This window comes from Achromobacter arsenitoxydans SY8, assembly GCF_000236785.1.
GTDB lineage: Bacteria > Pseudomonadota > Gammaproteobacteria > Burkholderiales > Burkholderiaceae_B > Achromobacter > Achromobacter arsenitoxydans.
In genome coordinates this window covers 26,273-50,855 of sequence record NZ_AGUF01000032.1, presented here as the reverse complement: position 1 = coordinate 50,855, position 24,583 = coordinate 26,273, and the positions used below count along the sequence as shown (strand labels likewise).

At 65.7% G+C, this 24,583-nt stretch carries 28 protein-coding genes and 2 tRNA genes; 7 read left to right on the top strand and 23 right to left on the bottom strand.

Going from position 1 to position 24,583, the window contains the following annotated elements; translation table 11 throughout:
* Positions 1-59 precede the first annotated feature (59 nt).
* Positions 60-950 carry a helix-turn-helix domain-containing protein gene (locus KYC_RS07380; protein WP_008160514.1) on the bottom strand — a complete coding sequence of 297 codons (891 nt, stop codon included), beginning with the start codon at positions 948-950 and terminating at the stop codon, positions 60-62.
* 158 nt (positions 951-1,108) lie between these two features.
* On the opposite strand from KYC_RS07380, the gene KYC_RS07375 reads away from it, so the two are divergent.
* On the top strand, positions 1,109-2,011 hold the full coding sequence (locus tag KYC_RS07375) for a DMT family transporter (protein ID WP_008160513.1): 903 nt from the start codon (positions 1,109-1,111) through the stop codon (positions 2,009-2,011).
* Here the strand turns inward: KYC_RS07375 and KYC_RS07370 are convergent.
* From KYC_RS07370 to KYC_RS07350, 5 genes are all read right to left on the bottom strand, one after another.
* On the bottom strand, positions 2,008-3,210 hold the full coding sequence (locus KYC_RS07370; RefSeq protein ID WP_008160512.1) for an aminotransferase class V-fold PLP-dependent enzyme: 1,203 nt from the start codon (positions 3,208-3,210) through the stop codon (positions 2,008-2,010). The genes KYC_RS07375 and KYC_RS07370 overlap by 4 nt on opposite strands.
* A gap of 20 nt (positions 3,211-3,230) precedes the next feature.
* Positions 3,231-3,704, bottom strand: a complete 474-nt coding sequence (locus KYC_RS07365) for a RidA family protein (RefSeq protein WP_008160511.1) — start codon at positions 3,702-3,704, stop codon at positions 3,231-3,233.
* A gap of 107 nt (positions 3,705-3,811) precedes the next feature.
* Positions 3,812-4,732, bottom strand: a complete 921-nt coding sequence (gene gcvA / locus KYC_RS07360; protein ID WP_008160509.1) for a transcriptional regulator GcvA — start codon at positions 4,730-4,732, stop codon at positions 3,812-3,814.
* A gap of 138 nt (positions 4,733-4,870) precedes the next feature.
* Positions 4,871-4,946 (bottom strand) — tRNA-Asn (locus tag KYC_RS07355).
* Between the two features lie 68 nt (positions 4,947-5,014).
* Positions 5,015-5,827 carry an IclR family transcriptional regulator gene (locus KYC_RS07350; RefSeq protein ID WP_008160506.1) on the bottom strand — a complete coding sequence of 271 codons (813 nt, stop codon included), beginning with the start codon at positions 5,825-5,827 and terminating at the stop codon, positions 5,015-5,017.
* A gap of 136 nt (positions 5,828-5,963) precedes the next feature.
* On the opposite strand from KYC_RS07350, the gene KYC_RS07345 reads away from it, so the two are divergent.
* The 3 genes from KYC_RS07345 to KYC_RS07335 all read left to right on the top strand — a co-directional run bounded on the left by KYC_RS07345 (position 5,964) and on the right by KYC_RS07335 (position 9,981).
* The gene (locus KYC_RS07345) at positions 5,964-7,400 is read left to right on the top strand and encodes an amidase (protein WP_008160503.1); all 1,437 of its coding nucleotides are present in this window, start codon (positions 5,964-5,966) and stop codon (positions 7,398-7,400) included.
* Positions 7,401-7,431: 31 nt separating this feature from the next.
* Positions 7,432-8,397, top strand: coding sequence for a Bug family tripartite tricarboxylate transporter substrate binding protein (locus tag KYC_RS07340; protein ID WP_008160500.1), 966 nt, complete (start codon positions 7,432-7,434; stop codon positions 8,395-8,397).
* Between the two features lie 195 nt (positions 8,398-8,592).
* Positions 8,593-9,981: a GntP family permease gene (locus KYC_RS07335; RefSeq protein ID WP_008160498.1), complete on the top strand. Its 1,389-nt coding sequence runs from the start codon at positions 8,593-8,595 to the stop codon at positions 9,979-9,981.
* A gap of 50 nt (positions 9,982-10,031) precedes the next feature.
* On the opposite strand, the gene KYC_RS07330 is transcribed toward KYC_RS07335, so the two are convergent.
* The 6 genes from KYC_RS07330 to petA all read right to left on the bottom strand — a co-directional run bounded on the left by KYC_RS07330 (position 10,032) and on the right by petA (position 14,384).
* Positions 10,032-10,107 (bottom strand) — tRNA-Thr (locus tag KYC_RS07330).
* A 68-nt stretch (positions 10,108-10,175) separates the two neighbouring features.
* Complete coding sequence (locus KYC_RS07325; RefSeq protein WP_008160496.1) at positions 10,176-10,628, bottom strand: ClpXP protease specificity-enhancing factor; 453 nt, start codon at positions 10,626-10,628, stop codon at positions 10,176-10,178.
* A gap of 13 nt (positions 10,629-10,641) precedes the next feature.
* Positions 10,642-11,253, bottom strand: a complete 612-nt coding sequence (locus tag KYC_RS07320; RefSeq protein ID WP_006388039.1) for a glutathione S-transferase N-terminal domain-containing protein — start codon at positions 11,251-11,253, stop codon at positions 10,642-10,644.
* A gap of 154 nt (positions 11,254-11,407) precedes the next feature.
* Positions 11,408-12,259, bottom strand: a complete 852-nt coding sequence (locus KYC_RS07315; RefSeq protein WP_008160490.1) for a cytochrome c1 — start codon at positions 12,257-12,259, stop codon at positions 11,408-11,410.
* Positions 12,260-12,283: 24 nt separating this feature from the next.
* The gene (locus KYC_RS07310; protein WP_008160488.1) at positions 12,284-13,672 is read right to left on the bottom strand and encodes a cytochrome b; all 1,389 of its coding nucleotides are present in this window, start codon (positions 13,670-13,672) and stop codon (positions 12,284-12,286) included.
* A gap of 70 nt (positions 13,673-13,742) precedes the next feature.
* Positions 13,743-14,384, bottom strand: coding sequence for a ubiquinol-cytochrome c reductase iron-sulfur subunit (petA, locus tag KYC_RS07305; protein WP_008160486.1), 642 nt, complete (start codon positions 14,382-14,384; stop codon positions 13,743-13,745).
* Between the two features lie 140 nt (positions 14,385-14,524).
* Between petA and mscL the strand changes: the two genes are divergently transcribed.
* Positions 14,525-14,971 (top strand): large conductance mechanosensitive channel protein MscL, encoded by a 447-nt coding sequence (gene mscL, locus KYC_RS07300; protein WP_008160484.1) that lies wholly within the window; start codon positions 14,525-14,527, stop codon positions 14,969-14,971.
* Between the two features lie 126 nt (positions 14,972-15,097).
* Here the strand turns inward: mscL and KYC_RS07295 are convergent, their stop codons facing one another.
* Complete coding sequence (locus KYC_RS07295; RefSeq protein ID WP_008160482.1) at positions 15,098-15,859, bottom strand: aldolase; 762 nt, start codon at positions 15,857-15,859, stop codon at positions 15,098-15,100.
* Positions 15,860-16,004: 145 nt separating this feature from the next.
* Between KYC_RS07295 and KYC_RS07290 the strand changes: the two genes are divergently transcribed.
* Complete coding sequence (locus KYC_RS07290; protein ID WP_008160480.1) at positions 16,005-17,027, top strand: AraC family transcriptional regulator; 1,023 nt, start codon at positions 16,005-16,007, stop codon at positions 17,025-17,027.
* A gap of 26 nt (positions 17,028-17,053) precedes the next feature.
* Here the strand turns inward: KYC_RS07290 and KYC_RS07285 are convergent, their stop codons facing one another.
* The 3 genes from KYC_RS07285 to KYC_RS07275 form a co-directional block, all read right to left on the bottom strand.
* Complete coding sequence (locus KYC_RS07285; RefSeq protein WP_008160477.1) at positions 17,054-18,385, bottom strand: MFS transporter; 1,332 nt, start codon at positions 18,383-18,385, stop codon at positions 17,054-17,056.
* Between the two features lie 50 nt (positions 18,386-18,435).
* Positions 18,436-19,062, bottom strand: a complete 627-nt coding sequence (locus KYC_RS07280; RefSeq protein ID WP_008160475.1) for a glutathione S-transferase family protein — start codon at positions 19,060-19,062, stop codon at positions 18,436-18,438.
* Between the two features lie 271 nt (positions 19,063-19,333).
* Positions 19,334-20,110 carry a Nif3-like dinuclear metal center hexameric protein gene (locus tag KYC_RS07275; protein ID WP_008160473.1) on the bottom strand — a complete coding sequence of 259 codons (777 nt, stop codon included), beginning with the start codon at positions 20,108-20,110 and terminating at the stop codon, positions 19,334-19,336.
* 19 nt (positions 20,111-20,129) lie between these two features.
* Here KYC_RS07275 and KYC_RS07270 point away from each other — a divergent pair, with 19 nt between their 5' ends.
* Entirely contained in the window at positions 20,130-21,284 is a 1,155-nt protein-coding gene (locus tag KYC_RS07270) for a trypsin-like peptidase domain-containing protein (RefSeq protein ID WP_008160471.1), read from the top strand.
* Positions 21,285-21,290: 6 nt separating this feature from the next.
* Here the strand turns inward: KYC_RS07270 and KYC_RS07265 are convergent, their stop codons facing one another.
* The 7 genes from KYC_RS07265 to hisI all read right to left on the bottom strand — a co-directional run bounded on the left by KYC_RS07265 (position 21,291) and on the right by hisI (position 24,581).
* Positions 21,291-21,698, bottom strand: coding sequence for a helix-turn-helix domain-containing protein (locus tag KYC_RS07265; RefSeq protein WP_043517814.1), 408 nt, complete (start codon positions 21,696-21,698; stop codon positions 21,291-21,293).
* Positions 21,699-21,807: 109 nt separating this feature from the next.
* Positions 21,808-22,599: a twin-arginine translocase subunit TatC gene (gene tatC, locus KYC_RS07260; RefSeq protein ID WP_008160467.1), complete on the bottom strand. Its 792-nt coding sequence runs from the start codon at positions 22,597-22,599 to the stop codon at positions 21,808-21,810.
* Positions 22,596-23,126, bottom strand: coding sequence for a Sec-independent protein translocase protein TatB (gene tatB, locus KYC_RS07255; RefSeq protein ID WP_008160464.1), 531 nt, complete (start codon positions 23,124-23,126; stop codon positions 22,596-22,598). The genes tatC and tatB overlap by 4 nt, the downstream gene beginning before the upstream one ends.
* A gap of 75 nt (positions 23,127-23,201) precedes the next feature.
* Positions 23,202-23,429 (bottom strand): Sec-independent protein translocase subunit TatA, encoded by a 228-nt coding sequence (gene tatA, locus KYC_RS07250; protein ID WP_008160462.1) that lies wholly within the window; start codon positions 23,427-23,429, stop codon positions 23,202-23,204.
* A 14-nt stretch (positions 23,430-23,443) separates the two neighbouring features.
* Positions 23,444-23,812 (bottom strand): histidine triad nucleotide-binding protein, encoded by a 369-nt coding sequence (locus KYC_RS07245; protein WP_008160460.1) that lies wholly within the window; start codon positions 23,810-23,812, stop codon positions 23,444-23,446.
* A gap of 17 nt (positions 23,813-23,829) precedes the next feature.
* The gene (locus tag KYC_RS07240; RefSeq protein WP_008160458.1) at positions 23,830-24,180 is read right to left on the bottom strand and encodes a phosphoribosyl-ATP diphosphatase; all 351 of its coding nucleotides are present in this window, start codon (positions 24,178-24,180) and stop codon (positions 23,830-23,832) included.
* Positions 24,177-24,581 (bottom strand): phosphoribosyl-AMP cyclohydrolase, encoded by a 405-nt coding sequence (gene hisI / locus KYC_RS07235; RefSeq protein ID WP_008160455.1) that lies wholly within the window; start codon positions 24,579-24,581, stop codon positions 24,177-24,179. Before hisI ends, KYC_RS07240 begins: the two co-directional genes overlap by 4 nt.
* Between the last annotated feature and the right edge of the window lie 2 nt (positions 24,582-24,583).

Sequence of the window (24,583 nt, the reverse complement as noted above, 5' to 3'; positions counted from 1 at the left end):
GCGATGCGCCATTGTAGACCGGGCATTGCGTAAAAACGGACCCGCGCGAAGGTTCGGGTTCAGTGCCCGCCGCGCGCGCTGCGGAACTGGCCGGGGGTGACGCCGACGGTGTCGCGGAACACCCGCGACAGATGGCTTGCGTTGCCGAAACCGCTGGCCTGCGCGATGCCCGCCAGATCGCCCTTGTCCGCCGCCAGCAGGCACTTGGCGCGAGCCAGGCGCCTTCCCCGGACCCAGGCGTGCGGGGGCTCGCCGAAAGAGGCGTGGAACATGCGGGCAAAGTGATATGTAGACAGCGCCGCCACCCGCGCCAGTTCGTCCAGCGTCAGGGCTTCGGCCAAGTGCGCGTCCACGTAGTCCATGATGCGGCGCCGCACGCCCGGCGCCAGGCCGCCCCGAGCCGGTTGTGGCGTCTTGCGCGCGACGCCCTGCAGCAGCAGATGATGCAGCACGGTTTCAGCCGCGCTGCTGGCGGCAAGACGGTCCGCGGGCTGGTTCCAGTCGGTGCCCAGCAGCCGCCGGCAGACGTCGATCAGCGAGTCGTCCTGGATGTAGGTGCGGTCGCGCAGCTCCAGCGTGCGGGGCTCGCAGTCCAGCCGCATGACGGCTTCGCGGGCCAGGCGCTGCGGCGCGATGTACAGGTGCAGGAAGTGCACGTTGTCGTTCATGCTCCAGCGCGAATGGTGCTCCGCCGGCAGCACGCAGAACTTGCCCGCGCCGCCGTGCAGCGAGTCCTGGCCGACGCGGAACGACTTGTCGCCGCCGTGCAGGTACAGCGATAGCGTGTGGTGGCCGGGCGTCTCGTAGCCCAGGGTCTCGCGGGCGCTGCGCGACCACTGCGAGATCGCCATGCCCTCGCCCAGCGAGGCGGCGCGTTGCAGTGTCGCGGTGGAGCGCGACAGGGTGCGGAAAACGGAAAAATCGGCCGGGGCCGAAGCGTGAGTGCCCATGACGGTGAATGCTACTGCGATCCCGCGCGCGCGACGCGCCCGATCCGGACAAAAGCGCAAGAACAGGCAATCCGGGCCGCCCACCGGGGCGCACACTGGGCGTCCGGCCGCCAATTCGGCTGCCGTCGTCCGTTTTTGATCTTGCCGCGCCCCGTATCGTGAACCTGCTCCTGTACTTTCTTACCGTCCTCATCTGGGGCACCACCTGGATCGCCATCAAGCTGCAACTGGGCGTGGTGGCCATCCCCGTGTCCATCTTCTACCGCTTCGCGCTTGCCGGCCTGTTGCTGTTCGCGGTGCTGCTGCTGACGCGCAAGCTGCAAAAGCTGGACCGGCGCGGCCACTGGCTGTGCGTGGGACAGGGTCTGTGCCTGTTCTGCCTGAATTTCCTGTGCTTTTATTCGGCCACGCAGTGGATTCCCAGCGGCCTGGTGTCGGTGGTGTTTTCCGCCGCAACGCTGTGGAACGCCGTGAATGCGCGCCTGTGGTTCGGCACGCGCATTTCGCCGCGCGTCATGGCCGCGGGCGCGCTGGGCTTCTCCGGACTGGTGCTGCTGTTCTGGCCCGAGCTGGCCAGCCAGCAGCCCAGCCACGAAACATTGCTGGGCCTGGGCTTTGCGCTGTTGGGGACGTTCTGCTTTTCCACGGGCAACATGCTGTCGTCCCTGCAGCAGCGGGCCGGCATCCGGCCGCTGACCGGAAACGCCTACAGCATGCTTTACGGCGCGGCCATCCTGCTGGCGGGCTGCGTGGCCGCCGGGCTGCCGTTCGACTTCGACCCGTCGCCGCCGTATGTGGGCGCCTTGCTCTATCTGGCCGTCTTCGGGTCCGTGATCGGTTTCACCGCCTATCTGACGCTGGTCGGCCGCATGGGGCCGGCGCGCGCGGCGTATTGCACCGTGCTGTTTCCCGTCGTGGCGCTGAGCGTGTCGACGGTGGCCGAAGGCTACCGGTGGACGCCGTTCGCGCTGGCGGGCCTTGCGCTGGTGATGCTGGGCAACCTGCTCGTGTTCACGAAATGGTCGCCGTTCAGCCGCCGCGCGGCGGTTGGACGCGCCTAGGAAAGGTCTGCAATCTTGCGCAGGGCGTCGAGCAGGCGGTCGATTTCGCCGGCGCTGGTCAGATAGCTCACGGATGCGCGGGCAATGCGGGTCAAACCGCGCGCCTCCATGTCGAGCGGCGTGTAGGGCACGCCGTTGCTGCCGATGACGATGCCTTGCGCCGCCAGCTTGCGCTGCACAACCGCCGCGTCGTGGCCGGCCAGGTTGAAGGCGATGAGGCCCGAGCGTTCACGGCCCTGGTCCAATACATCGACGCCGGGAATGGCCGCCAGTTCGGTTCGCAGCGCCTGGGCGTTGGCGTCGATGCTGGCGCGGATGGCGTCCAGCCCCAGGTCCAGCGCTTCGCGCAAGGCATTGGCCAGGCCGCAGCGCAGCGCCAGCGAATTTTCGGCGGATTCCAGGCGCGTGGCGTCGGGACGCAGCACGGGCTCGCCATCGGTGTCCAGCGGCGCGGAATGGGTGTCTACGAAGGCGGGCGTCAGTTGGTCCAGGAATTCGCGCCGCACGTACAGCAGTCCGGTGCCGCGCGGTCCGCGCAATGCCTTGCGTCCCGCGCCGCTCAGCACGTCGCAGCCGATCTGGGCCACGTCGATCGGCAACTGGCCCACCGCCTGCGCCGCGTCGATGAAATACGGAATGGCGTGCTTGCGGGCCACGCGACCGATGGCGGCAGCCGGGTTGATGAGGCCGCCGTTGGCGGGCAGCCAGGTCAACGCGATGAGGCGTACCCGATCGTCCAGCATGGCTTCCAGCGCCTCGGCGTCCACGCATCCGCTGTCGTCCGACGGAATGGTCTCCAGCACCGCGCCCGCGCGTTGGGCGTGCAGCCGCATGCAGGCCAGGTTGCCGCCCCATTCGTGGCGGCCGACCAGAATGCGGTCGCCGGGCCGCCAGGCAGGCAGCGCCGCGAAGGCAGCACCCCATCCCGACGAATTGCCGGTCGTCAGCGCGATCTCGCCCACCTGCGCGTTGAGCAGTTGCGCAGCCAGGGCGCGGGCCGATTCGGTGAGTTCGCGCGATGCCACGCCCGCCTCCATCGGACCTTGCGCCGCCTCGCGCTCCAGATGCGCATGCACCGCCTGCAGCGTGGCCGCGGAAGGCAGTGAAGCGCCGGCATGGTTGAAGTGCACGGTGCTGCGCGTGCCGGGCGTCAGCGCGCGCAACTTGTCGACGGCGGACGGGGTCAGGGGGGCAGGCATGGCGGTTCCTTGGGGCCGGATCAGGCCTGTGTCAGCGCGATGACGGCTTCAACTTCGACCGCCACGCCTTGCGGCAGCGAGGCCACGCCGACGGCGCTGCGCGCGTGGCGTCCGGCATCGCCGAATACGTCGACCATCAGGTCGGATGCGCCGTTGGCGATCGCGCTCTGGCGGTTGAAATCGGGCGTGCTGGCCACGAACACGCCCAGGCGCACGACGCGCGCCACGCGGTCCAGCTGGTCGCCTGTGGCGGCGGCGATCTGGGCCAAAATGCCCAGTGCGGACAGGCGCGCGGCTTCCACGCCATCGGCGTCCGATACCTGGTTGCCCAATTGCCCCAGATAGGCGGCCTTGCCGGCCTTGCGGGAGATCTGGCCCGAGATATAGAGCAGGTTGCCCTCCTGCACGAAGGGCACGTAGTTCGCGGCCGGCGCGGCGGCGGCTTCCAGGGCAAGGCCAAGTTCGGCAACGCGGCCGGAAATGCTGCGGGTCATAGCGGTTCACCTGAGTAGGGGTTGGAAAAGACCATGAGGCTACCCCGATGCTATCGGTCCCGGCGCCGCGTGACCAATCAATTCTTGCGCGGTACGCATGAGCAAAACTAATGCGTGCCGTTCTCGCCGGATGCCGCAGCCATTTGCGCCAGCCAGTCGCGCAGGGACTGCACGGGCTGGGAGAGTGCACCGCGCGGCGTGACGAACCACCAGCCGATGTGTGGATCCTCCAGCGCGGCGCCGGGCAGTGCGGGCACGAGCGCGCCGCTGGCCAACTGAGGGCCGATCAGCCTGTGCCGGCCCATCGCGAACCCTTGTCCCGCCAGCGCGGCTTCTACGACGATGTTGTAGTCGTGCAGGCGCACGGTCCGGGCGCGGCCCAGGTCCAGGCCATGCCGCCGCGCCCAGGCGTCCCATTCAAAGGGCCGTTTGGTGTGCGACGCCAGCAGCGGATGGCGCAGCAGATCCGCCGGCGTGCGCGGCCGCTTTCTGCCCGCGATCAGCGACGGCGCGCAGACGACCGACAGGCGTTCCGTCATCAGCAGCACGGACTGCACGCCGGGCCAGCCGCCTCGGCCATAGCGAATCGCGGCGTCTACCTCGCCGCCGGCCACGTCCGCCAATTCGATGTCGGGTTGCAGCTGCAATTCGATGTCCGGGTGCGCGGCCGCGAAAGCAGGCAGGCGCGGCGCCAGCCAGCGCGTAGCGAACGAAGCCAGCAGCCCGATCCGCAGGGTATGCCTGGCGCCCGAAGGCGCGCGGATTTCGTCCGTGCCCCGGCGCAATAGTTCGAAGGCCGCATGCACGTGGTCGTAATAGGCTTGACCCGCGGCGGTAAGCGCCACGGCGCGCGTGCGCCGTTCAAAGAGCGCGACGCCCAGCTCGGATTCCAGGCGCTGGATGTGGTGGCTGACGGCGCTTTGCGTGACGAACAGCTCTTGCGCCGCTTGGGAAAAGCTCAGCCGCCTCGCGGCCGCTTCGAAGGCGCGCAAAGAGACCAGGGCGGGCAGGGATCGCGTTGAACGCATGGAAGAAATTCAGGGGACAGTGGCCGATGCAGGCCATGCTACGCCAAGTGAAAAGCAAAGCCATCGCCGTCCCAATGCAAAAAGCCCGCAAACAAGGTTGCGGGCTTTTTTAGGGATACTGCGGTACTGCAAAATTCTTGGCTCCCCGAGCTGGGCTCGAACCAGCGACCTGCGGATTAACAGTCCGTCGCTCTACCGACTGAGCTATCGGGGAACAGGTAGAGGGGGCGAATTATGCACAAAAAATCGAAAGAATGCAAAACGAGGCGAAAAATCGCATCTTTACCCGTGCTGGATCGCGTGCGCCGTGCGAAACAACTGGGGCACGATCTCTCGCTGCAGGCGGTCTAGCGCGTAGTCGTGGCGCGGCGCGCTGACACTGATGGCGGCCAATGGGACATCGCGCGCGTCCCGCAACAGCACGGCCGCGCCTACCTGGTTCTGCAGCACTTGGTCCTCGGTCAGCGCATAACCGTCGCCGCGGGCTTGCCGGACCAGATTCAGCAGGGCACCGGGTTCCACGACGGTACGCGGCGTGAAGGCGCGCGGCGGCGTGCGCTGGATCGCCTGCCGGACGGCGTCGTCGTCCAGCTGCGTCAGCAGCATGCGCCCGCCGCTGTTGCACCACGCGGGCATGCGGCGGCCCGGCAGCATTTCTGCCAATGTCAGCTGGCGGCTCGGCAGGCGCAGCAGATAGATCATGTCGCTGCCCGCCAGCACGCTCATGTGCACCGCCAATCCGCAGCGGTCGCGCAATGCGACCAGGTGCGGCGCGGCCATGGACACCAGACGATCGGTGCGCAAGAAGAAATAACCCAGCTCGACCACGCGCGGACCAAGCCGATAACGGCGTGTCGCGGCGTCCTTGGCCAGATAGCCCAACCGTTCCCAGGTGTGTACGAAACGCTGCGCGGCGCTTTTGCCCAGGCCTGTCAGCGCGGCGATCTCCGTCAGCCCAAGTGAATCGGCGGCGTCGCGGAACGCCTCCAGCACCCGCATGCCTTTTTCCAGCGACGCGACGAACAGCGGGTCGTCGGCGGGGTCCGGCGCGTCTGTCGATGAGGCTGGCGTGGATTCAGGCGTGCGTGTCGTCATGGCGTGTTCTTGGATGTGGACGGGGGCGGCCAGGCACGGCAGCAGCCAGGGAGCGCTAGTTTCCCCGAATTGTCGGGCATCGGAATACCCACTATAAAGTTGATTATTCAATACTTTGTATCGCATGGCAATACTAATGAGCTTTACGACGACCTCCATGACCCCGACGCTGTGCGACTTGAGCGCGTCGGCGTTGCGCGACGAAATCGCCGCCGGCCACGTCAGCGCGCGCGACGTGATGGCCGCCCACCTGGACCGCATCGCCGTCTGGAATCCCAAGGTGAATGCCGTGGTGACGCTGGACGCCGAAGGCGCCATGGCGCGGGCGGCGCAGGCCGACGCGCATCAGGCCGCCGGCCGTCCCCTGGGCCTGCTGCACGGCCTGCCGATCCTGCACAAGGATTCGTTCCTGACGGCCGGCATGCGCACTACCTATGGCTCGCCGCTATATCGAGACTTCGTGCCGGACCGCGACAGCCTGATCGTCAGCCGCGAACGCGCGGCGGGCGCAATCACGCTGGGCAAGACCAACCTGCCCGAGTTTGGCGCGGGCTCGCAGACCTTCAACACCGTGTTCGGCGCCACGCGCAATCCCTACGATCTGCGCATGACGGCCGGCGGCAGCAGCGGCGGCGCGGCGGCGGCGCTGGCCACGCGCATGGCGTCGCTGGCGGACGGTACGGACATGGGCGGCTCGTTGCGCAACCCGGCTTCGTTCTGCAATGTGGTGGGCCTGCGCCCGTCGCCCGGCCGCGTGCCGCAATGGCCGACTGCCAGCCCGTACAACGCGTTGACGGTCGCAGGGCCCATGGGGCGCACCGTGGCCGACGTGGCGCTGCTGCTGGCCGCCACGGCTGGCCCGGACGCCCGCGATCCGCTGGCGATCGAACAGGACCCTGCACGCTTCCTGGACAGCCTTGCGCGCGACTTCAATGACGTGCGCATCGCCTACGCGCCGACCTGGGGCGGCCTGCCCACGCAACCGGCCGTGGTGCGCGCGCTGGAACGCCAGCTGCCGGTATTCGCCGACCTGGGCGCGCGGGTGGAACCGGCCTGCCCCGACTTCGCCGGCGCCGACGCGTCGTTCCAGGCGTTGCGCGGCCAGACCTTCGCCGTGGGCTACGAGGCTGCGCTGCGCGATCATCGCGATCAGCTCAAGGACTCGGTGATATGGAACATCGAACTGGGGCTGAAGCAGACGGCGGCAGCCGTGGTGCAGGCCGAGCGCGACCGTGCGGCGCTGTTCGCGCGTATGCATGCCTTCATGCAGACCTATGAATTCATGATCGGACCGGTCAGCCAGGTGCTGCCGTTTCCGGCCGAGCAAGAGTCCGTGGACCGCATCGAAGACACGCCGATGCGCAACTACATCGACTGGATGCGGTCGGGCTATTACCTGTCGTTGACGGGACACCCGGCCATCTCGGTGCCTTGCGGATTCTCCGAGGACGGGCTACCCGTCGGCATCCAGATCGTGGGGCGCTATCGCCAGGAGCATGCGCTGCTGCAACTGGCCCATGCGTTCGAGCAAGCCACGCAGTACTGGCGCCATGCGCCGGTGCTGCCGCAATAAACACCTGACAAACAACACAAGGGGAACTTCAATGAGCAAACACATCGCCCGCGCGCTCACGCTGTGCGTCCTGGCCGCCGTGCCGGTCCTGGCGTCGGCGCAGGACTATCCCAGCAAGCCGATCACCATGGTCGTGCCGTTCCCGCCGGGCGGGTCGACGGACGTCATCGGCCGGCTGTTCGCCGCCAAGCTGGGCGCGCGGATGGGCCAGACCGTGGTGGTCGAGAACAAGCCCGGCGCCAACACCAGCATCGGCGCGTCCGCCGTAGCGCGCGCCGCGCCGGACGGCTACACCTTCATGATCACGGGCGCGCCGACGTTCACGCTGAATCCGCTGCTGTATTCCAACCTGAACTACGACCCGATCAAGAGCTACGAGTACGTCGCGATCGCAGGCAGCACGCCGTTCGTGATCCTGACCAATCCGCAGACCGGCATCGGTACGGTGGGCGACGTCGTCAGCAAGTCCGACGCGCAACCGCTCAGCTTTGGATCCTTCGGCAACGGCTCCACGCCGCACATCGCCGGCGAATCGCTGGCCCAGCGAACCGGCGCCAAGCTGCTGCACGTGCCCTACCGCGGCAGCGCGCCCGCCATGACCGACCTGATCGGCAATCAGATTCCGCTGTCGATCGACACGCTGGTGGCTGGCCTGCCCCAGATCAAGGCCGGCAAGGTCCGCGCCGTGGCGCTGACGGGCCGTGCGCGTTCCTCGCTGGTCCCGGACGTGCCCACGGTCGCAGAAGGCGGCGTGGCGGGCTATGACTTCGAAACCTGGTTCGGCGTGGTCATGCCGCAAGGCACGCCCGCGCTCATCGTGGCGCGCCTGTCCAAGGAGATCGAAGCTGTCATGGCCGAACCCGACACGCGCGCCAAGCTGCAGGAGCTGGGCTTCGACGCCACCTATTCCGACCCCGCGGCGTTCCGCCGCAAGGTGGAAACAGAGTTGGAGCGCAACGTGGCGATCATCAAGGCGGCGGGGATCAAGCCGGACTGACGGACCGGATTGTGCGGCGCGACATCGGTCGCGCCGCGCGCGCACGACGCAGGCATTCAGCAAGTTGTATGGAAAACCGGCCGCGCGATGCCAATTCGCCCGTGCAGCGGACGCCCGGGACGGGCGGCTGGCCTATCCCTTATCATGGCCCCAGAAGAAGGCTCGCGACCTCTCACGTTTTTTCTGGGTTCATACATGTCTTCGTTCGACATTCAATTGCTGCTCACCGCCCTGGTGAGCGTTCTGGTGCTGGTTGCGCTCATCGTGTCGCGCATCCGCATGCACCCGCTGCTGGCGCTGCTGATCGTCTCCATCGGCGTCGGGTTCGCTACCGGCATGGCGCCGGTGGCCATCGTCAAGAACCTGACGGACGGCGCGGGCAAAACGCTGGGCGCGGTAGGCGTGGTGATCGCGCTGGGCGCCATGCTGGGCAAGATCCTGGCTGATTCCGGCACCACCGAGCGCCTGGCCAATGCGATCCTGCGCCATACCTCGCCCCGCATGATTCCCTGGGCGATGACGCTGGTCGCGTTCGTCATCGGTATCCCGATGTTTTTCGAAGTGGGCCTGGTGGTGATGCTGCCGCTGATCTTCAGCGTGGCGCGCAAGCTCGAAAGCCAGCAGCGCTTCAAGGGGTCGGCCTATGTCTATGTTGGCGTGCCCGTGATCTCGGCCTTGGCGGCCATGCACGGCATGGTGCCGCCGCACCCGGGTCCGCTGACCGCGATCGCCACGCTGAAGACCACGGTCGGCCCGACCATGATCTACGGTTTCATCGCCGCCCTGCCAGCCATGATTTTCGGCGGCCCGCTGTATGGCGCATTCATTGCGCCGCGCATGACGACCCGGCCGGACGAAGCGCTGCTTGAGCAGTTCACGTCGACGAGCGAAGACGGATCCGGCAAAGCTGCGCCCAGCGTGGGCCTGGGCGTCCTGGCGGCCTTGCTGCCTGCCCTGCTGATGCTGGTGCATGCCTTGGCCGAGATGCTGCTGCCCAAGGATTCCAGCGTGACGCACGTCGCCGCCTTCCTGGGCAACCCGGTGGTCGCAATGCTGCTGGGCGTGCTGTTCGCGGCCGTGACCCTCGTCTTCATGCGCGGGGGCGATGCCGAGAAGCTGCGCGGCGCGTTGGGTCAAAGCCTCAAGCCGATCGCCGGCATCATGCTCATCATCGCCGGCGGCGGGGCCTTCCAGCAGGTGCTGACCAGCGCCAAGGTGGGCGACGCCATCGTGCACCTGACCCACCAGTTCGCTTTCCCGCCGCTGATCCTGGGCTGGCTGATCGCCATGCTGCTGTCGGTGTCCACCGGCTCGGCCACGGTCGGCATCGTGGGCGCCGCCGGCCTGCTGGCGCCGCTGGCCGGCGCCGACCCCACCCTGAATCTGCCGCTGCTCGCCCTGTCGATCGGCTGCGGTTCGCTGTTCTTCAACTATGCCAACCACGCGGGCTTCTGGATGGTAAAGGAATCCTTCGGCATGACGATGGGCGAAGCCACGAAGACGATCTCGGTCGTGCAGTCGATCGTGGCGGTGGTGGGGCTGGTGATGGTGCTGCTGTTCGACATGCTGCCGCCGCTGGGGTGATACGAAGCAAAAAGCCCAACCTCGCGGTTGGGCTTTTTGCTGAAATCCATTGGTGCCGGTGAAAGGAATCGAACCCTCGACCTTCTCATTACAAGTGAGCTGCTCTACCAACTGAGCTACACCGGCGGTGCGTGCCGGGGCACGCGCAGGGACTGCATTGTAATGAAAAAAATGCAGGCCCTGCGTCGGGGGCGTTATTTGACGATGGTCAGGCGCGGACGCTTGGGTTCGTCGTCGTCGCCGTCATCGCCGCCGGGGGCGGGGTCGGCGTCCGGGCCCTCGGGCGCGGCGGCGTTTTGCGTCGCGCCTTGAGCGCCTTCTTCGGGCGGCTCGTAGGGCTGGACTTCGAAGCCCATGCCGGCGCCGGTCTCGCGCGCGTAGATGGCGCTGACGGCGCCCACGGGGACGTAGACGTTTTCGGTCACGCCGCTGAAGCGGGCCTGGAATTCGATGAATTCATTGCCCAGCACCAGGCGGTTGGTGGCCAGCGTGCCCACGTTCAGCGTGATCTGGCCGTCGCGCACGTGGGCGACGGGCACCATCGTGTGCTCGTCGACCTGCACGGTGATGTACGGCGTGTAGCCGTTATCGGTGCACCATTCGTGCAGTGCGCGGATCAGGTACGGTTTGGTCGAAGTTTCACCCATCACACAGCCAGCCTTAACGACGCATCACTTTTTCCGAAGGCGTCAGCGCTTCGATGTAGGCCGGACGCGAGAAGATGCGTTCGGCGTACTTTTGCAGCGGAGCCGCGTTCTTGGGCAGTTCGATGCCGTAGTGGTCCAGGCGCCACAGCAGCGGAGCCACGGCCACGTCGAGCATGGAGAACTCTTCGCCCAGCATGTACTTGTTCTTGAGCAGCATGGGAGCCAGCTGGGCCAGGCGGTCGCGGATGTTCTGGCGCGCGTTCGCCAGCTTCTTTTCGTCGGGCTTGGCGCTGCGGTCTTCCAGCGTCGAGACGTGAACGAACAGTTCCTTCTCGAAGTTGTAGAGGAACAGGCGCGTGCGGGCGCGCATGACCGGGTCGGCGGGCATGAGCTGCGGGTGGGGGAAGCGCTCGTCGATGTACTCGTTGATGATGTTCGACTCGTACAGGACCAGGTCGCGTTCGACCAGAATGGGCACTTGACCGTACGGGTTCATCACCGAGATGTCTTCGGGCTTGTTGTACAGGTCGATGTCGCGGATCTCGAAATCCATACCCTTTTCGAACAACACGAAGCGGCAGCGTTGCGAAAACGGACACGTGGTTCCGGAATAGAGCACCATCATGGCGGTAAGTCCTTTATTGAAAAACGAAAGGCCAGCGCCTAAATCTAGCAGGCGCTGGCCCCAATTGCCAGACGGGATAGGCGTACAGCCCTATCCGCCTCTTCCGTCCCTGTATTAAAACGGGGCCGGTTGGGAACCTGGCGGGGCGTTGCGGTTAGCGCACGTGTTTCCAGTACGAGGCATTCAGGCGCCACGTAACAAAGAAGAACAGGAGCAGGAACAACATGACACCGACGCCGATTCGGACACGGAGTGTCTGGACCGGTTCAGCCATCCAGGACATGAACGCGGTCAGGTCGGCGACGTCGTTGTCGTATGTTGCGGTTTGGGCCGGGTTGGCGGCCTTAAATTTGGCCTCGAAGGTGGCATGGCCGCGGTAATTGTCTACCGGTTCGGCCTTGACCGTGGAAAAACCTTGAGCATCGTACACCGTCGTGACGCGTTCCCAGGTTTTGGGGGCGCCTTCCTTGCCTTCGACCTCGTGCATGGCGACCGTGGTGAGTTCGCGCGGACCCTGGTCTTGCCACAGGATGTGGGGCATGCCGACGGCCGGGAAAACCAGGTTGTTCCAGCCCGTGGCGCGGGAGGTGTCGCGGTAGTACGTGCGCAGGTAGGTGTAGATGTAGTCGGCTCCGGAGGGGCCGGCGTTCACGGATTTGGCGCGCGCGATCACGGACAAGTCCGGGGGCGTCGTGCCGAACCACTGCTTGGCGTCCTTGGCGGTCATGGCGATGTGCATCATGTCGCCCACCTTTTCGCCGGTGAACAGCAGGTTTTCCTTGATTTGCTGGTCGGTCAGCCCGATGTCCTTGAGCTTGTTGTAGCGCATCGAGGACGCGCTATGACAGTTCAGGCAGTTGTTGACGAACAGCTTGGCGCCATTTTGCAGCGACGCCATGTCGTTGACGCGGTACGGCGCCTTGTCCAGCGGGAAGCCGCCTCCGGCGGCGAAAGTAGCGGTACACGTGAGCATCAAGGCCACGGCACCAATCAGCTTCTTGATCATGGTTAGTCCGTTATTCTCGTTGGCTCAGTGGGCGTGGAACGTGACGCGGTCGGGCACTTGCTTGAAGGTGCCCAGGCGGCTCCATACCGGCATCAGGAAGAAGAATGCCAGGTACAGCAGCGTGCCGATCTGCGACGTCAGGTTCAACGGCGGACTGGGCGGCTGCGTGCCGATGTAGCCGAGCACCAGGAAGTTGACCATGAAGATGCCGTAGATCCACTTGTGCCACGTGGGGCGGTAGCGGATCGACTTGACCGGCGAATGGTCCAGCCAGGGCAGGAAGAACAGGATCACGACCGTGCCGCCCATGGCCACCACGCCCCAGAACTTGGCGTCGATGACGCGCAGCAGCACGGCGACGACGACCAGGATGCCGGGGATGGCGATGCGCATGAAGCCCTTCAGGTTGCTCTTGACGAGCAACGCGATGGCGCCGAGCACGGACGCGCCTGCCAGCACCCACGTGAATTCGTCGGTGGTGGCGCGCAGCATCGAGTAGAACGGGGTGAAGTACCAGACCGGCGCGATGTGCGGAGGCGTCTTCAGCGAGTCGGCGGGAATGAAGTTGTTGAACTCGAGGAAGTAGCCGCCCATTTCCGGGGCGAAGAACACGATCGCCGCGAACACGAGCAGGAAGCCCGCCACGCCCACCAGGTCATGCACCGAGTAGAAGGGATGGAACGGGATGCCGTCTTTCGGGCGGCCGTACTTGTCCTTCGGGCCCTGCTTGATTTCGATGCCGTCCGGGTTGTTCGAGCCGACTTCGTGCAGCGCCACCAGGTGGGCAGCCACCAGGCCGATCAGCACCAGCGGAATGGCGATGACGTGGAAGGCGAAGAAGCGGTTCAGCGTGGCGTCCGACACGACGTAGTCGCCGCGGATCCAGATGGACAGTTCAGGGCCGATGAACGGAATGGCGGCGAACAGGTTCACGATCACCTGGGCGCCCCAGTACGACATCTGGCCCCACGGCAGCAGGTAGCCGAAGAAGGCTTCGGCCATCAGACAGAGGAAGATCGCGACGCCGAAGATCCACACCAGTTCGCGCGGCTTGCGGTACGAACCGTAGAGCAGCCCGCGCAGCATGTGCAGGTAAACGACGACGAAGAACATCGACGCGCCAGTGGAGTGCATGTAGCGCACCAGCCAGCCCCAAGGGACCTCGCGCATGATGTATTCGACGGATTGGAACGCGCGTTCGGCATCCGGCTTGTAGTGCATGACCAGGAAAATGCCGGTCACGATCTGCAGCACCAGCACCAGCAGGGCCAGCGAGCCAAAGAAGTACCAGAAGTTGAAGTTTTTGGGCGCGTAATACTCTGACAGATGGGCTTTCCAGGTGGAGGTCACCGGAAAGCGCCGGTCCAGCCAGCCCAACAGGCCTGTCGTCTCGACGGTTTTCTCGCCAGCCATGTAACGGCTCCTTCTCTAATACGTGGCGTATTGTTTTACTTACGTAATTCGGGAAAGCGCGACGCGAGCGTCAGGCCTTGTTGTCTTCATCGACGCCCACGATGATGCGGGTGTCGCTGAGATACTGGTACGGCGGAACTTCGAGATTGTCGGGAGCGGGCTTGTTTTTGAAGACCCGGCCCGCCAGGTCGAACGTGGAGCCGTGGCAGGGGCAGAGGAATCCGCCTTGCCAGTCCGCGCCCAGACCGCCGCCGCCACCCGTTTCGAAGTGCGAAGTGGGCGAGCAGCCCAGGTGGGTACAGATGCCGACACAGACGAAGATCTCGGGCTTGCGCGAGCGGCCTTCGTTTTCGGCATAGGCAGGAGTGAAGCCGGGCCGCTGGGATTGCGGGTCGGCTAGCTGGGAATCCAGCGTTTTGAGGCCGGCGAGCTGCTCGGGAGAGCGGTGGAGGATCCACACCGGCTTGCCGCGCCATTCAACCGTTTTCATGGCGCCGACAGGGATGTCGCCGATATCCACTTCAACGGGGGCTCCCGCCGCGCGGGCTTTTTCGGAGGGAGAAAATGTGCTCACAAGCGGCACTGCCGTTGCGACACCTGCTACGCCACCCACAGCACAGGCGGTGGTAACCCAGAAACGTCGCGAAGGATCAGGTGGCAGGTTGGGATCAACCGCACCGTCATCGTCGTGCACCAGCGTATCCTGACTCATCTTCCTATCCTTGTTGATGCGCCCGCTCTACGAGTAGCATCACTTCTGCGGCATCGGGTTCGCGGGAATATGTAACAACATAGCAACCGCGTATTATAGGCCAGCCCACCCACGGGCGTATCACGAATGGAGTGCTTTTTATGAGCAAAGCGACTGGTTTCGTCAAAGAATTTCGAGATTTCGCCGTCAAAGGCAATGCCGTCGACCTGGCCGTCGGTGTCATTATCGGCGCCGCGTTTGGCAGGATTGTCGACTCGCTGGTCAGGGACATCGTCATGCCGCTGGTCAATTTCGTGCTTGGCGGTTCAGTCGACTTTTCGAACAAATTTCTCGTGTTGTCGATGCCCGACGGCTACACCGGCCCGATGACCTACGCCGAATTGACCAAGGCGGGCGCCAACGTATTCGCGTGGGGCAATTTCGTCACGATCATCATTAATTTCGTGCTGCTGGCCTTCGTGATTTTCTGGATGGTCAAGGCCATCTACAAGGCTCGCAACAAGGCCGAAGAGGCGCCGGCGCCCGCCGCGACGCCCGAAGACGTGGCGCTGCTGCGCGAAATCCGCGATCTGCTCAAGAAGCCCTGATTCGAATTCGCCGCGGGTCCGGGCTGCGTGCGCAAGCGCGCGGCCGGGCCGCGGCGAGCGGACGTTCCCGCCGGCGCAGGCCGGCCCCCGCCGAACCGCCCGCTGTCCGCTCCTTCCCCGCCAGTCTTATTCCGCAGCCATTTGCCGTTCGATGCGGCGCGCGAACATGGCGAAGCTCGCGCGCACGATGCTGGGCTTCAGCAGGAAATCGTGCGATTCGGCGGCCAGCGCATCATTGACCGGTTTCACCTCGCCATACGCGGCGGCGGCCTGCAGCTGGTTGCGGGCCGCGCGTTCGATCAGCACGGACAGGTACAGCGCTTCCTCGATGCAGGAGCCGGCGGCCAGAAAGCCATGATTGGCCAGCAGGATGCAACGTTTGTCCCCCAACGCCGCCGAAATGATCTCGCCCTCCTGGTCGGCGATGGGCAGGCCGGGCCATTCCTTCAAGTGGGCGCAATCGTTGTGGAATGGCGTCGCATCCATGTGCGCGACGACCAGCGGCTGGCCCGTCATGGACAGCGTCGAGACATGGGGCGGGTGCGTGTGGATGATGCACTGCACGTCGGGGCGCTGGCGATAGACCCAGAAATGGAAGCGCACGGCCGGGTTGGGCGTGCCGGGGCCGTCGAGCACCTCCATGTCCTCATTGATGCGGATGACCGAGGCCGGGATGATTTCGTCGAAGGCCTGGGCCATGGGCGTTGTCAGGAACGAGCCGTCTTCCTTGCGCACGGTGATCTGGCCCGCCAGGGTTTCCGAGTGGCCTTCACTGGCGAGAATGCGGCAGCTCAGGGCGACCTTTTCCTTCTCGCCCCAGTTTCCGAAGTCGAGCTTGTTCGCGGAGCGCGCAAAGAAGGCGTCGGCGTGGGCTTTTTTTTCCAGCATGGGGGCTCCTTGGGGATAATGGCTCCATTACACGCCCGCCTCCGCCGCCGGCGATTGACCAATCACGAATGCGGGTTGATCCAGTGCGACAGGACGACGGGCGCTTTTCGGCCATTGCCGGCCGGCCCGACAGAGTGTTCCCAGCATGCCACGCGCCAGCCTCCCCGCCTCTCATTCCGCCCGGCCCGCCTGTACCGAGGCGGACCTCAACTTCGCGCCGCAGTTCCGCCCTTTCTACGCGCAGGAGATCGCCGGCTACGAGCGCGAACTGGACAAGCTGGTCCTGCCGGGGGAATTCACGGCCCTGACCGAGCAGCCCAGAGTGCAATTGCAGGCCTGTCGCCTGCGCGCGGGCGGATTGGTGGTGAGCCTGGAGTCCACGCCGATCAGCGTGCATCATCGCGCCGAGCACGCGGCGGATCTGGACCACGCGGAATTCCTGGCAAGCTTCGTGATCGCGGGGCACGGCGTCATCGTCCAGAACGATGCCACGCTGCCGCTGGAACCCGGCGACATCATCTTCCGCACGACGGCGTTGCCGTCCGAGATCCGGATGTACACCAATTCGCGCATCGTGGTGGTCAAGGGGCCGTTGGCGCGCCTGTTGGGCGCGCACAGCCTGGCGATGTCCCAATTCACCGCGCAGCGCGGCGTGGCCGGCCTGGCCATGGTGCAGACCGCCCATCGCTGCCTGCATCACGTGTTCTTCGACAAGGCGGAATCCAACCCTACGTCGTCGCTTTTCGCCGAGCAGGCGCTGCTGGCGCTGCTGGCGTCGATCTACACCAGCCAGGCGCTGGAAAAGATACCAGGCGATGCGCGGGCGCCCGCCGACAATTGGCAGGTGCTTGCCAGCTACATTGATGCCCACATCACCGATCCGGAGCTCTCGGTGCAGGCGGTGGCGGACGTGCTGCGCGTAACCACGCGATGGGTGCATCGCCTGTTCAAGATGCGGTCGCTGCAATACACCGGCTATGTGCGCGAACGCCGCCTGCAATTGGCCAGGGAAGCGCTGGAGGATCCCCTGCGCTCGCAGGTGGAGATCAAGGAAATCGCCGCGTCCTGCGGCTTCCAGCACGCGAGCCACTTCATCCGCCGCTTCCATGAGCGTTTCGGCATGTCCCCCGCCGTATACCGCAGGACGGCCGGAAGCGGCGGCGCCTAGCTTGGCGCGCCGCTGCTTCCGGCGCGTTAACCGCGGCGCAGGTCTTGCGGCGTGGGCTTCATGAGAAACGCCGAGGCGCCCGCCACGATGCCCAGGAACGCCAGGTAGACGCCGACCGGAACAATGCTGTCGAACTTCTGGACCAGCGTGGCCGAGATCAGCGGCGCCAGGCCGCCGCCGATGGCCGCCGAGAACTGGACGCCGATGGACAGTCCGGAATAGCGCAGGTCGGCGGGGAACTGGGCGCTGTAAAGACTGGATTGCGGCGCGATCATGATGGCGTAGTTGAAGGCCATGGCGATGAAGACGGCGAGGCTGTATGCCACCAGCGACCCGCTGCCCACCGCGAGAAAAATGGGGATGGCCATGAGACCCAGGAACATTCCTCCCCAGCCGCAGACGCGGCGCGCGCCGATGCGGTCGGCCAGCACGCCGAACAGCGGAATGGTGAACATCAGCACGCCGGCGCCATAGAGCAAGGCATGCAGCGCGTCGGCGCGGCTGAATCCCAGCTTGGACACGGCATAGGACACCGAGAACACCAGGAAGGTATAGATCAGGGTGACTTCGGCGATCTTGCAGCCTATGCACAGCAGCAGCGATTTGCCATGCGCGCGCAGCAGTTCGCTCAGCGGCATTTTGTCCTGCAGCGGCTGCTTGGCCCGCGCCTTCTCGCGCTTGACCTCTTCAAACTCCGGCGATTCGTCGATGCCGTGGCGGATGAACAGGCCGACGACAATGAGCACGGCGCTGGCGAGAAACGGCAGGCGCCAACCCCAGGACAGGAAGTCCTCTTCCGGCAACCGTGTCACCAGCGCGAAGGAGCCTACCGACAGCAGGATGCCCAGGGGGGCCCCTACCAGCGGCAGGCTGCCGAAGAACGCCTTCCATTTGGGCGGCGCATGTTCGACGGCCATCAACATCGCGCCGCCCATTTCACCGCCGAACGACAGCCCCTGGCCGATGCGCAGCACGACCAGCAGCACGGCCGCCGAAATGCCGATCTGTTCATAGGTCGGCAGCAGGCCGATGAGCACGGTGCATATGCCCATCAGCAGCAGGCTCAGCGTCAGCATGGACTTGCGGCCGATGCGGTCGCCGAAGTGGCCGAACAGGATGCCGCCGATCGGCCGCGCCAGCATGCCGCTGGCGAAGGCGCCGAACGCGGCCAGCGTGCCGGTCGCCGGATCGAATTGGGGGAAGAAAATTTTGTTGAACACCAGTGCCGCGGCGGTTCCGTAGGCGAGGAAGTCGAAGGCTTCCACGGCGGTGCCGATGACGGTCGCGGTGGCGACCCGGAACAGGTTCGGTTTCTGGCGTGATTGGGCAATAGGCTGCGCGGCCTGGATGGCGTCCATGTGATTCCCTCTTGTCTTGTAGTAATGGTTGTTGTCGTCGCGTGCGGGGCTCAGGCGTCCGGCGGAACGTAGCCGGGCAACTGCCGAATCCGCTCGCGCCATGCCGCGATGGCGGGATAGGCGGCGATGCCGATGCCGGCTTCTTCCGCCAGCGCCGCATAGCCGTAGCAGGCAATATCGGCCACGGTCGGCGCGTCGCCGCCAGCCAGCCAGGGGGTGTTCGCGAGGTGCTTTTCCATGCGGTCCAGCACGCGTTCGGTGCGGGCCTGCATGCCGGGCACGTCGAGCAGCGCGTCGCTTACGCCCAGGTGATGGGCCGCTTCGGCGTGGCTCACGACGCGCGTCAGCCGCAGCGGTTGCAGGCTGTTGGCGATTTCGTTGGCCGACACCGATATCCAGGCGTGCATGGCGCCCAGGCGGGGCAGCGGCGCCAGCCATTCGGGGGCGTAGTGGTGCGCCAGGTGCAGAAGGATGGCGTGGCTGTCCCAGATGGCGGTGTCGCCGTCGGTCAGCGCGGGGATCTGCTGGAAGGCGCTGACGCGTTCGAACTCGGCGGTCTGGTTCTTTCGTGCCAGCACGTCGACGAAAGTGCGTTGGTAGTCTTTGCCGATGAGCGCAAGAAAGAGGCGAACCTTGTAGCAGTTGCCGGAGCGTGGGTGGTCGTAGAGTGTCAGCATTCAATGGCTCCGCATGGAGGATGCCCAGCTGGGACAGACCCGGCGGCGGGCGGCTGCATGGAATGCTAGGGCGGCGGATTGCGCCCGGAATTGATAGGGAGAGAACCGCGATTGACCAGATGCGACGCACAGGCGTTGCTTTGATCGCGCCCTCTGGTTTTCCCGTAGCCCAGTCCGGTCTATCGGGACCGCAACGGGCCCTGGCGGCCGGTGGCGCCTTGAAATGAAAACGCCCCCTTGCGGGGGCGGATGAGGCGATGCGTGGGGCCTGTCAGGCCGGGTTGTCGATGTCGACGAATTCGACCTTGATGCCGAAGCGCTCCGCGACCGCCTGTCCCAATGCCTGCACGCCATAGCGCTCGGTGGCGTGGTGACCGGCGGCGATAAAGCCCACGCCGGTTTCGCGCGCCAGGTGGACCGTGGATTCGGAGACTTCGCCCGTGATGTACGCCGTGGCGCCCGCATCCACCGCGTCGGCCATCATGCCCTGCGCCCCGCCCGTGCACCAGGCGATTTGCGCCAGCGGCTGGTCCGGGTCGCCCACGACGAGCGGCTGGCGTCCCAGGCGCTGGGCCACCTGGGCGCCCAGCTCGCCCAGCGTGCGCAGGCCGGTGGCCTCGCCCAGCCAGACCAGGCCGTCCTGCCCGCAGGTCAACGGAACGCCGTCTTCACGGCGCGCGGGCGCCAGGCCCAGCACCCGCGCCAGCTGGGCGTTGTTGCCCAGCGTGGGATGCGCGTCCAGCGGCAGGTGGTAGGCGTACAGGTTCAGGTCGTTTTTCAGGGCCAGGGCCATGCGTGTGCGGCGCGTGCCGATGACCCGGCGATCTTCGTTGCGCCACATCCAGCCGTGGTGCACCAGCACCGCATCCGCGCCGCGTTCGACCGCCGTGCGCAGCAATGCCTCGCTGGCCGTGACACCGGCGATAATGTGTCCGATTTCGGATCGGCCTTCCACCTGCATCCCGTTCGGACAGTAGTCCTTGAAACGGGCTGCCTGCAGGGTGTCGTCCAGCCAATTGGCCAGGACGCGGGAGTCCACTTTACTCATTGCTAGTCCTATCAGAAACATGCGCCGATATTGGCTGATATTTGCTCAGGCCGTCACGGTCTGCCTGGCTATTCTATTCGTGGTGACGACTTTGCGGCCCGACCTGCTGCGCCTGGGCGGGCCGGCGACGTCCCAGCAGGCCGCTAACGGGCGCCCGCCCGCGGGGCGGGACGTCGGGGCGGTGTCGTATGCGGACGGCGTGGCGCGCGCGGCGCCGTCGGTCGTCAACGTGTTCACCACCAAGCACGTTAACGTGCCCCTGATTCCCCTGCCCGACGATCCGGTGCTGCGCGAGTTCTTCGGCCAGATGCCGGGAGTGAGCCGGCGGGAAGCGTCGACCAGCCTGGGGTCCGGGGTGATCGTGAATCAGGATGGCTACGTGCTGACCAATTATCACGTGGTGCAGGCCGCCGATGCGATCGAGGTTGCGCTGAAGGACGGCCGCCGCGACGTCGCCAAGGTGGTGGGCGCGGACCCGGACACCGACCTGGCGGTGCTCAAGCTGGCGACGCTGCGGTCCCTGCCGGCCGCGACGCTGGCGCCCGACCGTGGCCTGCGCGTCGGCGACGTCGTGCTGGCGATCGGCAATCCGTTCGGGGTCGGCCAGACCACCACGCAGGGCATCGTGTCCGCGCTGGGCCGCAACGGCCTGGGCCTGAACACCTACGAAAGCTTCATCCAGACGGACGCGGCGATCAATCCCGGCAATTCAGGCGGCGCGCTGATTGATGCCTACGGCAACCTGGTGGGCATCAACACCGCCATCTATTCCGAATCGGGCGGGTCGATGGGCATCGGCTTCGCGACGCCCATCGAGATCGCGCGCAAGGTGATGGACGAAATCGTGAAGACCGGCACCGTCAAGCGCGGATGGCTGGGCGTGGAGCCGCAGGACATGACGCCCGAACTGGCGCGGGCCTTCAACCTGGACCGCAGCGCCACGGGCGTGATCATCGCCGGCGTCATGCGCGACGGCCCGGGGGCGCGGGGCGGCCTGCGCGTGGGCGACATCGTGCAGTCGGTGAACGGCAAGCGCGTGGCGGACACCATCGGCCTGCTGGCCGAGATCGCGCAGCTGCCCCCGGGGCAGCGCGCCACGTTGGGCATTCTGCGCGCCGGCAAGCCCGTGGAACTGGCCGTCATGGTGGGCACACGGCCGGGCAAGCCGCGCTAGGCCCGTTTAGCGCTGCGTGGGGGCGTTCCGCGAGCGGCTTTCCGGACGTTGGGCGATCTGACGTACCAGCGCAAGCACCAGCTTTTTGGTGCTGTCCGGCTGCTGGCTCAGTTGCGCGCAGATTTCGGCGCAGTAGCCGTCGATATTCCGGCCCGCGGCATGCGCGGCCGGGGTTGTACGGCCCGTGGCGGGATCGGGCGTGGGCGCAACTCCGTCGGTCAGCCATGGCACCGTGGTGTCCAGCGCCTGCGCCAGGCGTATCAGGGTGCCGCGCGAGGGCGAATAGCGGTCTTCGCGGCGGGTAAGAATGCGGTGGATGCAGGACTGCGGCACGCCGGAGATGCGCGCGAGCTGGTTCTGGCTACGGATGCCGCGCCACCGCATCAGGGTGCGCAGTCTTTGAGAGAGCGACATGACTGCAATGTAGGGTTGCAGCCATGGTCGAACAAGCGTGAATCGGTCTTAATTTGCCCGGCGCAAGGCGTTCCGGGAGGGGCAGCCTGGCGGCCGCCCCGCGTTGGACTTATTGGCGTTCCGTCAGCGAACCGGAACCCTCGTCGTCCGTGGCGCCCTCTTTGGGCGTGACCATGCGGGCGCAGATCAGTCCGACCTCGTAAAGCAGGCACAGCGGCACCGCCAGCATGAACTGGCTGACCACGTCGGGCGGCGTGACCACGGCGGCGATGATGAAGGCGCCGACCACCACGTAGCCGCGCGCGGCCTTGAGCTTGGACAGTTCGACCACGCCCATCTTCACCAGCAGCACGACGGCCACGGGCACTTCGAACGTGATGCCGAATGCCAGGAACATCGTCATGACGAAGCTCAGGTAGGCCTCGATATCGGGCGCCGGCGTGATGGACTGCGGCGCGAAGGTGGCGATGAAATGGAACACCGTGCGGAACACCACGAAATAGCAAAACGCCATGCCCGCGATGAACAGGAAGGTGCTGGAGATGATCAGCGGCAGCGCCAGGCGCTTTTCGTGGCGGTACAGACCGGGCGCCACGAAGGCCCAGGCCTGGTACAGCACGACGGGCAGGGCCAGGATGAACGCCGCCATCATGGTGACCTTGACTGGCACCATGAACGGCGTGATGACGCCCGTGGCGATCATGCGCGTGCCTTCAGGCAGCGAGGCCAGCATGGGCGCGGCCAGCACGTCATAGATGGCCGAGGCGCCGGGATAGATGAACAGCACGACGAACACGGCCACCACGGCGCCGACGGCGCGCAGCAGGCGGGTGCGCAGCTCGACCAGATGGGAGATGAAAGTCTCCTGCTGGCCTTCTTCTTGGGATGCGTCCTGGGTCACGACGGTGTTCCGGAGGGCAAGACGGGCTTGGCGGCGGGCGCGGCGTCGTCAGCCTTGGGCGCGCTGGGCGCCGGGGCGGGTTGTTGGGGGGCGGCCGGAACGGGCGCGGGCTCTGCGGCGGGCAGGTCCAGATCCAGATTCTGGTTCTGGCCCGGCGGGGCGATGGTGCGCGCGGGTTCGGCCGGCGTTTCCGGCGTGGCGGCCGGCGCGGCCTTGCCGCTGGCTTCGCGCGCGACTTCGTCGAGTTCCGCGCGGAATTGCTGCACGGGTTCCTGCAGCGAGGCCTGCGTTTCGTTCAACGACTGTTGCACGCCTTGGGCGGCGTCTTCCATTTCGGTCTTGAACTTGCGCAGTTCGTCGAGTTCGATTTCGCGCTGGATATCGGACTTGACGTCATTGACGTAACGCTGCGCGCGTCCGAGCAGATGGCCGACGGTGCGGGCCACCTTGGGGAGGCGTTCGGGGCCGATGACGATCAGGGCGACGACGCCGATCACCATCAGTTCAGTGAGGCTGACATCAAACATTCGACGGCCGCTCGGGAATTGAAGCAATAAGGGCCGGCCCGTTCAGGGCTGGCCCGGAGGGAGGCTGGCTGGCGCTCAGGAGTTGGACTTTTCCTTGGCCTGCACGTCGATGGTGTCGCCGCCGACGCGCTGCTGCGCGATCGGTTCAGCGGGCTTTTCGCCGTTGGCGTCTTTCATGCCTTCCTTGAAGCCCTTGACTGCGCCACCGAGGTCCGAGCCGATATTGCGCAGCTTCTTGGTGCCGAAAATCAGCGCGACGATGACCAGAACAACCAACCAATGCCAAATGCTGAAACTACCCATGATGTTTCTCCGAATTACGCAGTGGGGGCCACGCGCCCTTTCCAGGGTCGCGAGCCGCCGATGATGTGGAAATGCAAATGCGGGACTTCCTGGCCGCCTTCGACGCCAGAATTGATCATGATGCGAAATCCGCCATCAGGGCCCGGACGGCATCCGTTCTCGGCGGCAAGCCGCGGCGCCAACGACATCATTCTACCCAACCAATCTGCGTCCTCACCCGTAATATCCTGCATGGATGTGACATGACGTCGAGGAATCAGCAGCAAATGCACCGGCGCGGCCGGATTGATATCGTGAAATGCAACAAAGTCCTGGTCTTCGTAGACCTTCTTGGACGGGATGTCGCCGGCGGCGATCTTGCAAAACAGGCAGTTGTCGCTCATTGGTTCGGGTTCCGTGGTCAGTCTTGCGGGCGGCTTGCCTTTTCCGCCAGGCCCGACAGGCCCTCGCGGCGGGCCAGCTCGGCCAGCACGTCTTCGGGCCGCAGGTTGAAATGCGTCAGCGCGACCATGCAGTGAAACCACAGGTCGGCGGTTTCGCTGACGATGCGGTCCGGCGCGCCGTCCTTGGCGGCCATGACCAGTTCCGTGGCCTCTTCCCCGATCTTCTTCAGGAACGAGTCGGGTCCCTTGGCCAGCAGCTTGGCGGAATAGGACGCCTTGGGATCGCCGCCGTTTTCGGGACGGCGGGTTTCCAGGGTGTCTGCGATGCGGGCCAGGACGTCGGCCGCGCTCAGGGCTTGATCTGTCATTTGTAGATGAGCTCGGGGTCTTTGAGCACCGGGTCCACCGTGACCCAGGCGGCCTTGTCGGTCTGGCCTTCCAGGCGGCGGTAGAAGCAGCTTGCGCGGCCGGTGTGGCAGGCGATGCCGCCTTCCTGGTGGACCTTCAGCAGGATCACGTCGCCGTCGCAGTCCAGGCGCAGTTCATGCACTTGCTGGACGTGGCCGGATTCCTCGCCCTTGCGCCACAGGCGCTGGCGCGAGCGCGACCAGTAGACGGCGCGGCCGGTGGCGGCCGTTTCGGACAGGGATTCGCGGTTCATCCAGGCCACCATCATGATCTGGCCGTTGTCGGCGTCTTGGGCGATGGCGGGGATCAGGCCGTTTTCGTCGAAGACGACGTCGGCCAGCCAGGCGGGTTCGTTGCTCATGT

Bases quoted from the DNA above. Each gene is read 5' to 3' on its own strand.
- mscL (WP_008160484.1), top strand. From the start codon at position 14,525: ATGAGCAAAGCGACTGGTTTCGTCAAAGAATTTCGAGATTTCGCCGTC.
- gcvA (WP_008160509.1), bottom strand. From the start codon at position 4,732: ATGCGTTCAACGCGATCCCTGCCCGCCCTGGTCTCTTTGCGCGCCTTC.
- tatA (WP_008160462.1), bottom strand. From the start codon at position 23,429: ATGGGTAGTTTCAGCATTTGGCATTGGTTGGTTGTTCTGGTCATCGTC.
- petA (WP_008160486.1), bottom strand. From the start codon at position 14,384: ATGAGTCAGGATACGCTGGTGCACGACGATGACGGTGCGGTTGATCCC.
- KYC_RS07350 (WP_008160506.1), bottom strand. From the start codon at position 5,827: ATGACGACACGCACGCCTGAATCCACGCCAGCCTCATCGACAGACGCG.
- KYC_RS07275 (WP_008160473.1), bottom strand. From the start codon at position 20,110: ATGAGTAAAGTGGACTCCCGCGTCCTGGCCAATTGGCTGGACGACACC.
- KYC_RS07270 (WP_008160471.1), top strand. From the start codon at position 20,130: ATGCGCCGATATTGGCTGATATTTGCTCAGGCCGTCACGGTCTGCCTG.
- KYC_RS07340 (WP_008160500.1), top strand. From the start codon at position 7,432: ATGAGCAAACACATCGCCCGCGCGCTCACGCTGTGCGTCCTGGCCGCC.
- KYC_RS07335 (WP_008160498.1), top strand. From the start codon at position 8,593: ATGTCTTCGTTCGACATTCAATTGCTGCTCACCGCCCTGGTGAGCGTT.
- KYC_RS07295 (WP_008160482.1), bottom strand. From the start codon at position 15,859: ATGCTGGAAAAAAAAGCCCACGCCGACGCCTTCTTTGCGCGCTCCGCG.
- KYC_RS07310 (WP_008160488.1), bottom strand. From the start codon at position 13,672: ATGGCTGGCGAGAAAACCGTCGAGACGACAGGCCTGTTGGGCTGGCTG.
- KYC_RS07325 (WP_008160496.1), bottom strand. From the start codon at position 10,628: ATGGGTGAAACTTCGACCAAACCGTACCTGATCCGCGCACTGCACGAA.
- KYC_RS07345 (WP_008160503.1), top strand. From the start codon at position 5,964: ATGAGCTTTACGACGACCTCCATGACCCCGACGCTGTGCGACTTGAGC.
- tatB (WP_008160464.1), bottom strand. From the start codon at position 23,126: ATGTTTGATGTCAGCCTCACTGAACTGATGGTGATCGGCGTCGTCGCC.
- KYC_RS07365 (WP_008160511.1), bottom strand. From the start codon at position 3,704: ATGACCCGCAGCATTTCCGGCCGCGTTGCCGAACTTGGCCTTGCCCTG.
- KYC_RS07380 (WP_008160514.1), bottom strand. From the start codon at position 950: ATGGGCACTCACGCTTCGGCCCCGGCCGATTTTTCCGTTTTCCGCACC.
- KYC_RS07370 (WP_008160512.1), bottom strand. From the start codon at position 3,210: ATGCCTGCCCCCCTGACCCCGTCCGCCGTCGACAAGTTGCGCGCGCTG.
- KYC_RS07315 (WP_008160490.1), bottom strand. From the start codon at position 12,259: ATGATCAAGAAGCTGATTGGTGCCGTGGCCTTGATGCTCACGTGTACC.
- hisI (WP_008160455.1), bottom strand. From the start codon at position 24,581: ATGAGCAACGAACCCGCCTGGCTGGCCGACGTCGTCTTCGACGAAAAC.
- KYC_RS07320 (WP_006388039.1), bottom strand. From the start codon at position 11,253: ATGATGGTGCTCTATTCCGGAACCACGTGTCCGTTTTCGCAACGCTGC.
- KYC_RS07265 (WP_043517814.1), bottom strand. From the start codon at position 21,698: ATGTCGCTCTCTCAAAGACTGCGCACCCTGATGCGGTGGCGCGGCATC.
- KYC_RS07285 (WP_008160477.1), bottom strand. From the start codon at position 18,385: ATGGACGCCATCCAGGCCGCGCAGCCTATTGCCCAATCACGCCAGAAA.
- KYC_RS07240 (WP_008160458.1), bottom strand. From the start codon at position 24,180: ATGACAGATCAAGCCCTGAGCGCGGCCGACGTCCTGGCCCGCATCGCA.
- KYC_RS07280 (WP_008160475.1), bottom strand. From the start codon at position 19,062: ATGCTGACACTCTACGACCACCCACGCTCCGGCAACTGCTACAAGGTT.
- KYC_RS07290 (WP_008160480.1), top strand. From the start codon at position 16,005: ATGCCACGCGCCAGCCTCCCCGCCTCTCATTCCGCCCGGCCCGCCTGT.
- KYC_RS07245 (WP_008160460.1), bottom strand. From the start codon at position 23,812: ATGAGCGACAACTGCCTGTTTTGCAAGATCGCCGCCGGCGACATCCCG.